This is a genomic window from Lacinutrix algicola, from assembly GCF_001418085.1.
GTDB classification, from domain to species: Bacteria; Bacteroidota; Bacteroidia; order Flavobacteriales; family Flavobacteriaceae; genus Lacinutrix; species Lacinutrix algicola.
This window is the reverse complement of sequence record NZ_LIQH01000036.1, coordinates 1-13,176: the sequence shown is the minus strand read 5'-3', so window position 1 is coordinate 13,176 and position 13,176 is coordinate 1. Positions and strand designations below refer to the sequence as shown.

13 protein-coding genes are annotated in these 13,176 nt (G+C 30.0%); 1 reads left to right on the top strand and 12 read right to left on the bottom strand.

Translation table 11 applies throughout. The features are described 5' to 3' along the window. Window positions 1–4 precede the first annotated feature (4 nt). The 12 genes from ASC41_RS08500 to ASC41_RS08445 all read right to left on the bottom strand — a co-directional run bounded on the left by ASC41_RS08500 (window position 5) and on the right by ASC41_RS08445 (window position 12,832). The gene (locus ASC41_RS08500; RefSeq protein ID WP_055436216.1) at window positions 5–1,009 is read right to left on the bottom strand and encodes an SDR family oxidoreductase; all 1,005 of its coding nucleotides are present in this window, start codon (window positions 1,007–1,009) and stop codon (window positions 5–7) included. Beyond that, entirely contained in the window at window positions 1,009–2,277 is a 1,269-nt protein-coding gene (locus ASC41_RS08495; RefSeq protein WP_055436215.1) for a nucleotide sugar dehydrogenase, read from the bottom strand. The genes ASC41_RS08500 and ASC41_RS08495 overlap by 1 nt, the downstream gene beginning before the upstream one ends. A gap of 108 nt (window positions 2,278–2,385) precedes the next feature. Then, window positions 2,386–3,258 carry a dTDP-4-dehydrorhamnose reductase gene (gene rfbD / locus ASC41_RS08490; RefSeq protein ID WP_055436214.1) on the bottom strand — a complete coding sequence of 291 codons (873 nt, stop codon included), beginning with the start codon at window positions 3,256–3,258 and terminating at the stop codon, window positions 2,386–2,388. Then, a complete protein-coding gene (rfbC, locus tag ASC41_RS08485) occupies window positions 3,255–3,803 on the bottom strand; it encodes a dTDP-4-dehydrorhamnose 3,5-epimerase (RefSeq protein ID WP_055436213.1) in 549 nt (182 codons plus the stop codon). The genes rfbD and rfbC overlap by 4 nt, the downstream gene beginning before the upstream one ends. A gap of 12 nt (window positions 3,804–3,815) precedes the next feature. Continuing rightward, complete coding sequence (gene rfbA / locus ASC41_RS08480) at window positions 3,816–4,679, bottom strand: glucose-1-phosphate thymidylyltransferase RfbA (RefSeq protein WP_055436212.1); 864 nt, start codon at window positions 4,677–4,679, stop codon at window positions 3,816–3,818. Next, window positions 4,676–5,692 (bottom strand): dTDP-glucose 4,6-dehydratase, encoded by a 1,017-nt coding sequence (gene rfbB / locus ASC41_RS08475; protein ID WP_055436211.1) that lies wholly within the window; start codon window positions 5,690–5,692, stop codon window positions 4,676–4,678. Before rfbB ends, rfbA begins: the two co-directional genes overlap by 4 nt. Further along, complete coding sequence (locus tag ASC41_RS08470) at window positions 5,682–6,746, bottom strand: hypothetical protein (protein WP_055436210.1); 1,065 nt, start codon at window positions 6,744–6,746, stop codon at window positions 5,682–5,684. Before ASC41_RS08470 ends, rfbB begins: the two co-directional genes overlap by 11 nt. 24 nt (window positions 6,747–6,770) lie before the next feature. After that, on the bottom strand, window positions 6,771–7,826 hold the full coding sequence (locus ASC41_RS08465; RefSeq protein ID WP_055436209.1) for a hypothetical protein: 1,056 nt from the start codon (window positions 7,824–7,826) through the stop codon (window positions 6,771–6,773). A gap of 18 nt (window positions 7,827–7,844) precedes the next feature. Further along, window positions 7,845–9,533, bottom strand: coding sequence for a DUF6909 family protein (locus ASC41_RS08460; protein WP_055436208.1), 1,689 nt, complete (start codon window positions 9,531–9,533; stop codon window positions 7,845–7,847). Window positions 9,534–9,561: 28 nt separating this feature from the next. Continuing rightward, window positions 9,562–11,064 (bottom strand): GH3 auxin-responsive promoter family protein, encoded by a 1,503-nt coding sequence (locus ASC41_RS08455; protein ID WP_055436207.1) that lies wholly within the window; start codon window positions 11,062–11,064, stop codon window positions 9,562–9,564. Beyond that, the gene (locus ASC41_RS08450; RefSeq protein WP_055436206.1) at window positions 11,064–11,960 is read right to left on the bottom strand and encodes an alpha/beta hydrolase family protein; all 897 of its coding nucleotides are present in this window, start codon (window positions 11,958–11,960) and stop codon (window positions 11,064–11,066) included. Before ASC41_RS08450 ends, ASC41_RS08455 begins: the two co-directional genes overlap by 1 nt. Beyond that, window positions 11,960–12,832, bottom strand: a complete 873-nt coding sequence (locus ASC41_RS08445) for a M23 family metallopeptidase (RefSeq protein ID WP_055436205.1) — start codon at window positions 12,830–12,832, stop codon at window positions 11,960–11,962. The genes ASC41_RS08450 and ASC41_RS08445 overlap by 1 nt, the downstream gene beginning before the upstream one ends. A 127-nt stretch (window positions 12,833–12,959) precedes the next feature. Between ASC41_RS08445 and tatA the strand changes: the two genes are divergently transcribed. Beyond that, entirely contained in the window at window positions 12,960–13,145 is a 186-nt protein-coding gene (gene tatA, locus ASC41_RS08440) for a twin-arginine translocase TatA/TatE family subunit (protein ID WP_055436204.1), read from the top strand. The last annotated feature ends 31 nt before the right edge of the window (window positions 13,146–13,176 follow it).

Genomic DNA, 13,176 nt, shown 5'->3' with positions numbered 1-13,176 from the left:
AAGATTACTTTTCCAATGACAGAAAGTCTTTGTTTTTTATAAACCAATCAAAAGTGATTTTTAAACCATCTTGAAATTTATATTTAGGATTGTATCCTATTAATTTTTTAGCTTTACTAACATCGGCTAATGAATCTCTTACATCTCCAGCTCGATTTGGACCATAATTAACATCATTACTTGAGTTTGCTAACTTTTTAATAGACTCACATAATCCATTAATATTTATTCTGTCTCCTACTGCAACATTAAATACTTCATGCTTATCCAAACTAGAAAATATAGATTTAATGTTAGCTTGAACTACATTTTCTATAAAAGTAAAGTCTCTTGTTTGTCCTCCATCACCATTAATGTTGATAGGTCCACCCTTAACAGCAGCATCCATAAAAAGAGGTATAACGGCTGCATAAGCTCCGTTAGGATCCTGTTTAGGCCCAAATACATTAAAATATCTTAAACCTACAGTATGAAAATCGTAAGTTGAAGAGTATATATCTGCATACAATTCATTTACATATTTTGTAATAGCGTAGGGCGATAACGGTTTACCAATAACATCTTCAACTTTAGGTAATGCTTTACTATCTCCATAAGTACTAGAAGAGGCAGCATAAACCATTTTTTTTACAGTTTTAGACTCTTTTGCTGCATGTATAATATTTAAAAAACCGTTTACATTTACTTCATTAGACGTTAATGGGTCTCCAATAGATCTTGGAACTGATCCTAAAGCTGCTTGATGTAAAACATAGTCAACATCTATCATTGCTTTTTTACACGTCTCTAAATCTCTAATATCTCCTTCAAGAAGTTCACATCTTGAGTCTTCTAAAAACGCTTCTATATTTTTTTTATGACCATTAGAAAAGTTATCTAAAATAACAACTCTCTTAGCGTTATATTTAAGTAAGTACTCTACTAAATTAGATCCTATAAAACCAGCACCACCTGTTATTAAAAAGGAGTAATTGTTTAATTCTTTATCGTGATATTTATTTGCGTACATTATAATCTTTTATTAACTAGTTTAGATGATAAGTTACCTTTTACATCATAAATTATAGAATTTTTATTTTTTAAAGATTGCAGATCTATATTTGCAAACTTGTCGTGAGAAACAACGTGAATTATAGCATCGTAAGTTTCTGTAATTTCAGAAATAGTACCTATACCATATTCATGTTTAACTTCTGCTTCGTTGGCCCAAGGATCGTAAACATCTACGCTCATATTAAAAGATTCTAAAGCAGTATAAACATCAATAGCTTTAGTGTTTCTAATGTCTGGGCAGTTTTCTTTAAAAGTAATACCTAACATTAAGACTTTAGCATCTTTTACTGTTATTGAATTTTGAACCATCAGCTTTAAAACTTCTGTGGCTACAAATTCTCCCATTGAATCATTTAATCGTCTTCCTGCTAAAATAATTTCAGGATGATACCCAACTTCTTGCGCCTTTTGAGCTAAATAATAAGGATCAACACCAATACAATGTCCTCCAACCAAACCCGGTTTAAATGGTAAGAAATTCCATTTTGTAGCAGCTGCTTCTAAGACGGCGTGTGTATCTATATCTAATTTGTTAAAAATTTTAGCTAATTCGTTAACAAAAGCAATATTAATATCTCTTTGTGCATTTTCTATTACTTTAGCAGCCTCGGCTACTTTAATTGTAGGTGCTAAATGCGTACCTGCAGTAATAATAGAAGCATATAAATTGTTAACAACCACACCTATTTCTGGAGTAGACCCTGAGGTTACTTTTTTAATATTTGCAACAGTATGTGTTTTATCTCCTGGATTAATACGCTCTGGAGAATAACCACAAAAGAAATCTATATTAAACTTAAGTCCGCTTGTTTTCTCTAAAATTGGAACACATTCGTCTTCCGTAACTCCTGGATAGACAGTAGATTCATAAATAACGATATCTCCTTTTTTTAAAACCTTACCGATTGTTTCTGAAGATTTGACTAAAGGAGTTAAAATAGGTCTATTGTTTTTATCAACTGGAGTTGGAACAGTCACGATATAAACATTACAGTCTGCAATTTCATGAGCATCAAAGCTTATTAAAAGTCCTTTTTCGTCTTTCTTAAAAACTGCTTTTAAATTTGTATCTGAAACCTCTAATGTACTGTCGTGTCCAGAGTTTAACTCTTCAACTCTTTTCTTATTAATATCAAAACCTACTACATTATGCTTTTTAGCAAACTCTACAGCTAAAGGTAACCCAACGTATCCAAGTCCAATAATGGCTATTTTATTATTCATCTATATATGGTCTAAATTTAAATCTATAAATATTAAATACTTAGATCTATTTGGCAGCAAAAGTACTATTTTTAAAAGAATAAAAAAAAGTTCTTACTTTTAAGCATATTATTTGTTTAATAATGACTTACCTGATAAAATCTCTACAACACTTTTCTCCCATTTTTTAATGGGTTCTTTTAAATGAAGTTTAATTTTATTTTTAGACAAAACACTATATTTTGGTCTAAGTGCTTTTGTTTTAAAAAAATCAACTGATTGTAATTGATTTAAATTATACTCTTTAAATTGAATAGCAATTTGTTTTGCAAAATCAAACCAAGACCCTTCTCCTTCGTTACTAAAATGATAGGTTCCATAAGGCACTTTTTTTACTGTTATTAACTCATAAATTACTTTAGCTAAATCAATACAACTGGTTGGTGTTCCTGTTTCTGAAGTCGTAACTTTTAAATCTGCATTCTCCTTAACTTTATTTGCAATAGTTTTTACAAAATTCTTCCCAAAACTGGAATATAACCAAGAAGTTCTAATAATATAGTGCTCTTTAAGAATCTCTTTTATATACTGTTCTCCTTTTAATTTGGACTTACCGTATTGATTAATTGGGTTAGTTATGTCGGTTTCACTATAAGGTGTATTTTTTTTACCATCAAAGACATAATCTGTAGAAATATGAAAAAGTATAATATTCTTTTCATTACATACTGTTGCTAAGTGCTTTACCGCTTCTGCATTAATTTTGAAAGCCAGTTCTGTAGATTCTTCCGCTTGCTCTACATTTGTATATGCAGCGCAATTAATGCAATAATCAAACTCATTTTTAGAAAAAAAAGTAGAGACTTCTTTAAAATTAGTGATATCTAATTCCTTTTTATTAACAAAATCAAACTGAAGGTTATCGCTGTTTTTAACGTAAAGCTCTTTTATTGTTTTGGCTAACTGTCCATCTGCTCCAGTTACAAGAATTTTAGTTTTCATGGTAAAACAGCATTATTAAGTGTTGGTAATATTATATCTTTTTCAGAAACTATAAGTTCATTTTCAGGTAGTTTCCAATCTATATTTAAATCTACATCATTATAAATAACACCTTCTTCTGAATCTTTATTATAATAATTATCACATTTATAAGAAAAGATAGCGGTGTCGCTTAACACAATAAAACCATGTGCAAAACCTCTAGGCACGAATAATTGCTTTTTATTTTCTTCAGAAAGTTCTATCGAAAAGTGCTCTCCATATGTTTTAGAATTTCTTCTTAAATCTACGGCAACATCTAAAACTTTACCTTTTACAACACGAACTAATTTTGCTTGTGCGTATTTACCTGTTTGGTAGTGTAAGCCTCTTAAAACTCCTTTAGTAGAATAAGATTCGTTATCTTGAATAAAAACAGTATTAGATTTCGTAAGTTTTTGAAATTGCTTCAAATTAAAACTTTCGAAAAAATAACCTCTTTTATCTTCAAAAATTTTAGGTTCTATTACAAAACAGCCTTTTAATTTAGTTTCTAAAACATTCATTTAACTCTTGATTTAGTGTTCTAAAATACTAAGTAGATGTTTGCCATAACCACTTTTAATTAATGGCTTAATAAGCTCTTCTAATTGATATCTATTAATATAACCCATTCTATAAGCAACCTCTTCAATAGCTCCTATTTTTAAACCCTGTCTTTCTTCAATTACTTGGACAAATTGTGATGCTTGCATTAACGATTTAAACGTACCTGTATCTAACCAAGCCGTTCCTTTATCTAATACGCTTACTTTTAATTTTCCTTGCTTTAAATACTCTTTATTAATGTCTGTTATTTCTAACTCTCCTCTTTGACTAGGTTTAATGTTTTTAGCAATACTTACAACTTCATTATCATAGAAGTAAATGCCAGGAACTGCAAAATTAGATTTTGGATTCTCTGGTTTCTCTTCAATAGAAATTACTTTCCCATTGTTATCAAACTCTGCCACACCATAACGTTCTGGATCGTGTACATGGTAAGCATAAATAATACCTCCTTCTGGATTATTATTTTCCTGTAGTAGCTTTTCTAAACCTGTACCATAGAATATATTGTCTCCAAGAATAAGAGCAACTTTATCATTTCCTATAAAATCTGATCCTATAATAAATGCTTCTGCTAGTCCATTTGGGGCTTCCTGTATAGCATATTCAAAATTACACCCAAATTTCTTACCATCTCCTAGTAAAGCTTGAAACAATGGTAAGTCATGTGGAGTAGAAATTATTAAAATATCTTTTATTCCAGACCACATTAATGTAGATAAAGGATAATAGATCATTGGCTTATCATAAATAGGCATCAACTGTTTGCTTACCGCCAATGTTAATGGATGTAAACGTGTTCCTGATCCTCCTGCCAATATTATTCCTTTCATGTGTTATATTTATTTAGATACCAGTCTATTGTTTTTCTAATGCCAGACTCAAAATTTTCATCGGCTCTCCAGCTTAGTTCTCTTTCTATTTTATTGGCATCTATGGCATATCTAAAATCATGTCCAGGTCTATCTGTCACGAAAGTAATTTGCTTTTTATATGAGTTTTTAGACGGTTGTACTTTGTCTAAAATTTCACAAATAGTATTTACAATATGTAAATTATCTCTTTCGTTTCTACCACCAATATTATATGTTTCTCCTATACGACCATTTTTATATACTAATTCTATGCCTTTACAATGGTCTAAAACATACAACCAGTCTCTAATATTTTTCCCATCTCCATAAATTGGTATATTTTCTCCGGAGATAGCTTTTCTAATAATAGTAGGTATTAATTTTTCATCATGTTGTTTAGGTCCATAATTATTAGAGCAATTAGTTGTAACCACATTCATACCATAAGTATGAAAATAACTGCGAATAATAAAATCTGAGGCTGCTTTTGATGCGCTATACGGACTGTTTGGTGCATATGGAGTTTCCTCTGTAAATAAACCAGCTTCTCCAAGTGTTCCATAAACCTCATCTGTAGAAATGTGATGAAATCTTGCTTCTTTAAATTCTATTTTTACTTGGTTAGGTCCATCCATCCAGTATTGTTTTGCTACGTCAACTAAATTAAAGGTACCTGTAATGTTAGTATCTACAAAAGCTCCTGGGTTTTTAATTGAGTTATCTACATGAGATTCTGCTGCAAAATGTATAACACCTTGAAAATTATATTTTTTAAATAGTGACTCTATTAAAGATCTATTGCAAATATCTCCTTGAACAAAAGTGTAATTACTATTATTTGATACCTCTTCTAAATTTAAAATATCTCCAGCATAAGTTAACTTATCTAAATTAACGATTTTTAAAAATTTGTTATTTTCTAACAAATAAGGAATAAAATTAGAGCCTATAAAACCAGCACCTCCAGTAATTAATATATATTTACTCTTCATATCTATTTACAAATATTACTATTCTCATTATTAAATAAAATAAAGCAAGTAACAATAATGCCAAAGTAGGGAAAACAACTGTATAACTTTTGTACCAAACCTTAACTTTATTTCCAACTTGTTGAAAACTAGAAATTATATCTGCTATAACATCTTGAGTTATTCGCTTTTCTTCTAATCTTCTAAGTTCGTTTCTTAAATTAAGCTCTTTTGTTAAAAGTTCATATTCTTTTGTATCTGCTTTTTCTTGAGTAAATGGTAATTCTCCGACTTTAAAACTTGATGTTGTGTTTTTTGCGTCTTTTTGCAAAACATCTATATAGATTGTTTGCAACTCGTTTACTCTTCTTAAAGCAGCATAAATATTCTCTTTTTCAAGCTCGTAATATGTAGAATCTCTTTTACGCTTAGTGTTAGAGTAATCTGTATTAAAAGCAACACTAATACCATCTTCTAAGTCTTTAAAAACATCTTTTTTTGTTGAATTAACTGTAATTAAAAATAAATCTCCCGAGAAGATACTTCTGTTTTCAATAAAGTCATCATAAGACGTTCTTTTAAGAGAAAAAGAATCTAGTTGTTTTGCAAAACCTTGATACTGTAAAATTCTATCATTTTCAGTTTCTGGTCCTGGTTCTATTTTAAAATTTAATAAAGACCTAACATCAACACTGTCGTTTCCTTTATTAAAAATCCTTGATAAAGACTTATAATCTTTACTTTCGATTAATGCATTATAATACCCAATATTAGTAACCAACTGAAATTTAGAACCTGAATATGGTCTTACCAACATATCTGAAGTATATATGTCTTTTTTAGATTTCTCTAAAAAATAACCAGCTAAGTAAGCGACTAATAATACTCCTAAAATTATTTTCCAGCCATTTACTACAATCTTAATAGTACTAATAATAAATGCAAAAATAATTTTAACTGTAGAAGCAAAAAACATATAGATTTTATCTAATATGTTTCCAATAAGATTAAAAAATACAATTAAATCTATTTCTTCATTATCTGGTTTTAACTCTGGTTTATTAATCTCTTTCATTTATAAAATACTTGTTTTTAATAACTATTTATAGTTAATTACGTGCTTATAGAATTTGAATATTGAAGTTGTCAAAGCTAAGATCAATAATGCTAAAAACGGTACTATTATTTTAAATTTTCTATACCAAATATCTTCTAGTAGACCTTTTTCTTTGAATGAGGATATTTTAGAAAAAATCTCATCGTTAACTACTAATTCTTTTTTTATAGTGTTTAATTTATCTAAAATAGCAATCTCTTTAGCCAATAATTGATCTTCTTTTGTTTCTGTTTTCTCAACTTGAAAACCTAATGTATTAGCTAAATTAGAAGATACTGTGTTTTTCTCAGATTCTTTTTGTAAAATATCTAAGTAAGTATTTTTCATGATTCTTACTTCTGTTAAAGTGTGCTCTAAACTTTCTTTTTCTATGACCAAAACGGAATCTCTCTTTTTCTTTTCTGAATTAGAAAACTCATTATTTATAGACTTTGAAAGCCCTTGTTCTAATTTTTTAAAAATCTTATAATTCTTAGAACGAGCTCTTAATAAAAATATATTAGCCGTGTATAAGTTTCTATTTTCTAAATAGTCTTCAAAAGTAATTTTTGTTTTTGTTACACTGTCTAATGTTTTTAAAAATCCATTAAAGCTTTCCAATTGCTCATTTTTAGATTCTGGTCCTATTTCAACTTCAAAATTAATAAGAGATTGTGCTTCTTTTTCGTTTATATTAAATTGATTGGATAATTCATCAACATCCTTAACACTAATTAAAGAATTATAATAACTTATATTATTAATTAATTCATATTTAGATTGGAATTTTGGGACTACAAACATTTCAGAGTAAAACACTTTTTCTTTTTGAGAATCTAAACCAAAACCTACTATTAGTGCTAAAACTGCTATACTTATTACTAATTTAATGTTTATAAAAATCTCTCTAAGTGTAGAAATGAATAATCCGTAAATAAAAATAAATATAGACTTTATAAAAAAGAAAAACTTATTAATCCCGTTTCCAATTAAATTAAAAAACACTATTAAATCTACCTCTTCATTGGTGTTTTTATTCGATGGTAATTCTTGACTCATATTTTTATATTACTGTAATTAATTAAATATTTGTTGTAATATCTTTCTAGTTATTAAGTATGTGGGCTTAACACCTGATGTACCTAAACCTCCAGATGCTAATGTACCTCCTGTTTCTAATGGATTATCACTAGCATAATAAGCATATCTTACTTTTACGTCGGGATTTATGCTACCACGTACTTTTGATGCTGCTTGTATTGCTTTTTGATAATGTGCTCCTTCCATTTCGAGGCCAATAACATTCCATGTAGAATTGTAAAAGAACTTTAAAATATCTTTATTTTGAAGCGATGTTCCTAATACAGAAATCATACTACCTTCATAAATATCAACACCTTGCCCTTCTAAATCGGCTTTACTTAACTCATTTTTAAATGGGTAATTGTCTGCAGTACCTTCAAAAATATGTGCCGAAGGAATCATAATATCTCCCTTACCGCCTTCTAAAATACCGGCTTTTCCCATTATTGAAATAGATTCAATATTTAAGTGTGTTTTACCTTCTTCTTCTTCGTAAGGTTTTAAAAACTCATCTATTGTTTCGTATGCTTGTTCTCCAAAAGCATAATCCATTACAAAAAGTACGGGTTCCTCTCCTTTTTTATCAGCTTTTTTAATACCCAAATCTGTAAGACTTAGGTCTAGTTTTGCTGTATCAAAAATCTGTACATTTATATTTGTTCCAGAGGTATCCTTGATATATATCATGCCTTGTTGTAACGCCTTTTGTGTTACTTTATTACGCAAGCTTTCGTTTTCAGAGCTACTTAAATCTTCATAAATATCAAAAATATCTTTTTTAGATGCTAATGTTTTTAGAGCTTGTGGAGCATACAACGTGTTCATAACACTATGTAAATTCGCACTAATAATATGTATTGGTCTTGATAATAAACCGTTTTCTTTAAGTGTTTCTTTTATTGTATTAGCCCATCGTTCTCCATGAATATGATGCCCTAAGCGTTCTCGTAAAACCGGACTAAATGTAATGGTACGTTTGTTATTATTAATAACCTCGTCTATTGCTAATTTACCTAACCAGTATACAATTTCAAGTAAACGTTCTGGGTGCTTAGGTGTTGCAAAATCATTATAAACATCACTTAGTTCTTTAAAAGTGCGGCCTAAAATATTAGCTGTATGTGTTATTGCTATTTCACGCTCTTGTTTAGTAAGCTTCTTTTTACTTAAAACAGCAGCCTCTAACTTAATCCAATCTCTGGTTGTAGCACCTTTATCGTCTATAACTACGCGTTTAAGAATTTTATGAGACTCAACAAATAGAAATGTTAAATGCGTTAATATATCATAGATTTCACTACGTCCTCTAGTAATTTCTATATTCATTTGCTCCTCGTCTATACGGTAGCAATTACGTCTTCTTTTAGGTGGAATTATAGCTTCAAAATGAGAATCTCCATAACCTTCATCACTTGTAAGGTTAATAAAACGACACTCTTCAATACCTATTGGAAGTCTATCTATAACATATAGAAGACCTTCTAATTCTGCTTTTTCATCAGCAATCGATCCATAAATTTCTGGTCTTAAAACCAAAAGAGCTTCTCGTAAAGTTTCACCAGAAATTCCCATAGGTTTATAAAACCCACGATTAAATAAATGTCTCATCGTAATGTACATTCTTTCAATTGCGTTCGAGCTTTCCTGCGCTCTTGTTCTTTCGTGTTTTTTTATCTTACTCATTAAATTTCCTTAGCTTACAAAGATAGTATTATTTAAGTATTATTTCTATTTTTAAAGCGTCTGCAATTTTACGATCGTTTGCAAGACGTGGAATTTTATTTTGTCCGCCTAACTTACCAATAGATTTCATGTAATTTTGAAATCCATTTTTTTGAATTACCGAAATTTTTAAAGGTTGTAGAACCTTACCAACAATTAAATCAAAATAATAGCTGTTTTGTTTCTGTAAAGCATGGTCTATTTTTTCTGCTAAAGCAAAAATGTTTTCTGGTTCGTTTTCAAACTCTATAAACCATTCGTGATATGGTAAGCCCGATTCTGGGTTTATTTGAGGTGCAACCGTAAACTCGTTTATTCTAACCGATGTGTCTTCTGTTGCTTCCTTTAATGCGTGCTCTACTTCTTTACCAATAACGTGCTCTCCAAAGGCTGAAATAAAATGTTTTATACGACCTGAAACTATAACGCGATACGGTTTTATACTTGTAAACATAACTGTATCCCCAACATTATAAGCCCATAATCCTGCATTTGTAGAGATTATTAAAACGTAATTTTTTCCAAGTTCAACATCTTTTATAGTAATTCGTTTTGGATTTTCTTCAAAGAATTCTTCAGCTAAAATAAATTCGTAAAACATTCCAGAATTTAACTGAAGCAACATCCCTTTTTCGTCTTGCTTATCTTGAAAAGCAAAGAATCCTTCGCTCGCAGGATACAACTCTATGCTATCTACTTTTCGACCTATTAAATTTTCGAACTTTGCTCTATAAGGCTCGTAATTAACACCTCCAAAAATAAATAAATTGAAGTTTTTAAAAATATCACCAACTTTTTTACCTGTTCTCTTTTCAAGCTTTTCGAAATACATTTGCACCCAAGATGGAATACCAGAAATAATAGTCATGTCTTGATTTAATGTTTCATCTACAACAGCATCTACTTTTGTTTCCCAGTCTTCAATACAATTAGTTTCCCATGACGGTAATCTGTTTTTTTGAAGATATTTTGGTACATAATGCGCTACAATACCAGATAATCTTCCTAATTGTACTCCGTTTTGTTCTGTTAGAATTGGGCTCCCTTGTAAAAAAATCATTTTACCATCTACAAACTTAGAGTTTCCGGTTTCATGAATGTATAATAGGATTGCGTTTCTTGCCGCGTTTACGTGATTAGGCATACTCTCGGCGGTAATTGGAATATATTTTGCACCAGAAGTAGTACCCGAAGTTTTTGCAAAATATAACGGCTTCCCTTTCCAAAGAATATTTTCTTCTCCAGCAACTACTCTTTCAACATACGGTTTTAATGCTTCGTAATCCCGAATAGGAACATGCTTTACATAATCATTATGAGTTTTTATTGTATTAAAATCGTGATCTTTTCCAAATGCAGTTTGAGAGGCGCCACTAATTAAATCTCTAAAGACTTTCTCCTGAGTTTCTACCGGATTATTAGCCCATTTTTGAACCTTTTTATATACTCGTTTTGCAAACGGTTTTGCTAAAGCTGCTTTTAATGATAACATTATTTATTATGTGTTTTAAACCAGTTGAAAATCAAGTCGTTTCTTTCTTGGTTATAGTTTGATAGGCCGTGGTTTCCGCCTTCAAATATTTTAAATTTAAAATCTTGTTTATTAGATACTATTAACGAATCTATAATTTGTTGTGCTTCATCGACTACAACTTTAGAGTCATTACTTCCATGAAGAATTAAAATGGGTTCGTTTATTTTATCGTGCCAAAATACAGATGATCTTTTAATGTATTCTTCCCGAAACTGGATAGAATCTCCAATTAATGGTTTCATAACCTTATGATACATTTCGTTTCTAAATTTAGCGCCTTTAAAAAGATTTGTTGGTGCACCAACAACAGCAATACTATTAATGTCATCTGTTAATTTAGAAACTTGATAAGCATTCATTCCTCCTCTGGAATAACCTAAAATATGAATATTTTTTGCTTCTACAAAGTTTAATTCTTTTGCAATAGAAATTAGTTTTAAAATATCGTTTACATCGTTTCCTCCAAACTCATCAATGCCTTCACTGGGTTTATTTCCTCTTAATTGTGAAGCTAACACCACATAACCTTGCGATGCTAAAAAATTAAAGTATTTATAACTGTTTTCGGTTATTGCTCTAAAATCTTTATTCCCTCCTCTGCAAAAAATTATTGCAGGTAATTTTGTGTTGGTATTGTGTTGTTCTGGTTTTGCAATGAATCCTTCTATATTTAAACCATTAGATTTATAATTAATCTTGTATAAATCTACTGTTTCACTGCTAAACGCTTCAGTTTTATTTAAAAGCTCTTGTGAAGTAATTTGACTATTAAAAGTATTTACCTCTTCCCTTTTACACGAAAAAAATATTAAAATAATTACAACGCTTGTTAATACTTGAGTTGTTCTTTTCACTATTTCTTAAAATCTATAAAATTGGTTGGGTTTACAGAATAACCATCACTCCATAATTCGAAATGCAAATGTGGCCCTGTAGAAAAATCTCCAGTATTTCCTGATGTTGCAATTACTTCGCCTGCTTTTACTAAATCGCCTTGCTCTTTGGTAAGTGTAGAATTATGCTTATAAACTGATAATAATCCGTAACTGTGCTCTATTAATATAACAAAGCCTGTTTCTGCAGTCCATTCTGAAAAAACGACAGTACCATCTGCTGTGGCTTTAACAGGAGTGTTTTTAGCAACCACTATATCTACAGCAAAATGTTTCTCTTCTGCATTATATTCTTCGCTAATTTCTCCATTTACAGGTGGAAATAACACGAAATTGGTTTTAGATTTTGCTGTTTCGAAAAGGCTATATTTATCTTCCTTATCTACTTTTTCTCTTAAAATAGAATCTGCTTTACTTGCAGATAAATCTATTTCACTTGCATCTATTTTGGCCGCTTCTATTATAGAATCTCTATTAAACTGCACAGCACTTACTTCTCCTTTTAAAACTTTCCTTATAGAAGCGTAGTATTTATCGTTGTACGTAATAATTTGCTGTAGTGAATCGGTTTTATAATTAAGCTCTACTGCTTGCTTTTTTAAAGCTGTTGAAGAATAACCTGGTATATATTCCCTTAAAGGTGTAAAAGCAATTAACAAAATGGTAAAAGCTACTAATGCTATAGATGAAACACCTAGCAATACAAATACATTTAAACGTGTGAGTCTAAAAGCCAGTCTTTCTTCAAAAGTCTCTTCGTTCAATATAACTAAACGATACTTGTGAAGTAGTTTCTTTGATATTTTTTTGGATTTCTTTTTCTTCTTAGGCATTTGATTTCATCTTAAAACAAAAGTAAATAAAAATTTAACTTCACCACTTTAACAATATGCTAAAATTAGCTTTTAAACGCTATAATTAAACTTTAATTACTAACTTTGCACCTTAAATACAGTTATTATGATATCATTAAGCATATTTTTAGGAGCGATTGGCCCTTGGCAAATTGGTTTAGTAGTAGTTTTAATCTTGTTGTTATTTGGAGGTAAAAAAATACCTGAAATGATGAGAGGTCTTGGAAGCGGCATTAAAGAGTTTAAAGACGCAAGTAAAGAGGAAGAGGGAAAAGCTGAAGAAAAAAAATAAATTTCTATAATATAGAACATAAAAAAACCAT